Source organism: Gilliamella sp. A7 (assembly GCF_002142015.1).
GTDB classification, from domain to species: domain Bacteria; phylum Pseudomonadota; class Gammaproteobacteria; order Enterobacterales; family Orbaceae; genus Gilliamella; species Gilliamella apis_A.
Map to the genome: position 1 here is coordinate 1 of NZ_NASN01000114.1, position 898 is coordinate 898.

1 protein-coding gene is annotated in these 898 nt (G+C 32.6%); it reads right to left on the reverse strand.

Translation table 11 applies throughout. The features are described 5' to 3' along the window. Positions 1–738 precede the first annotated feature (738 nt). Positions 739–888: an IS3 family transposase gene (locus B6D18_RS12380; RefSeq protein WP_086364279.1), complete on the reverse strand. Its 150-nt coding sequence runs from the start codon at positions 886–888 to the stop codon at positions 739–741. Positions 889–898: the final 10 nt, after the last annotated feature.

Here is an 898-nt window from a genome sequence, read left to right on the forward strand (position 1 = left end):
CCCCAGAACAAAAACAAGCTGCACAAAATGAGTTAGCTAAGTTAAAAACCAAAATTATTGTTTGGGATTACAACGAATGGAAAGAGCAAATTGATGATTTCCATCCTAAACCTTAATCTTTTGAATTTTGTAATAACGTAGACCCGATTTGACTGATTATATATAATAGTCAGATTGAAATAATTTACTTTTTCTTTCAAGGTCATCTTATCAAATTTAGGAAAGATTGTTCGTTAAAGTGAGTAGACTTTAGGAAATTGGTTGCACTACTGACTATATAGTCACTATTAACGCTAAAGAAAATATATTAATCTTCGAATTTGTGAATTAGATTGCATACTTGATAAGTAACTAGTTCACTTTGGTAGGTAGATCACAACATGGGTAAATAATCAGTTCAGTTCTGCGATAAATATCGCAGAACTGAACTGATAGATATTAGTCTTCTAAAATAACATCTTTATCTTCAACCTTAACATCTTCATCGTCGATATCTTCATAACGAACATGGTATAAATAATATATTTTCTGCATTTACATCTCCATAACTATATGAATTATTTTTTCTATTAGATAGATCCCCGATCAAGGTTAGATCGGAGGGAGCCTGTAATTCAACTTTGTTGATAGCGTTCGTCTTGAACAATATAAGGCTCAGCAATTTCAGTCCACACCATTTGAGCCATTTTTTGCCACTCTGTTGGATTTGAAGTGACCCCATAAAGTTGGACACTTTGATTAAGCGGCTTGTAAGGCCTGATTTCGATATTCAACCGGAGTCAGGCCTTTTAATTTGGCTTTAATCCGTTTGGTGTTGTAGTATTCTATATATTCTTCTATTTTTTCAATCAATTTATCTGCATCTTCAAAGCATTGTCCATGATACATTTCTGATTTT

Bases quoted from the DNA above. Each gene is read 5' to 3' on its own strand.
- B6D18_RS12380 (WP_086364279.1), bottom strand. From the start codon at position 888: ATGTATCATGGACAATGCTTTGAAGATGCAGATAAATTGATTGAAAAA.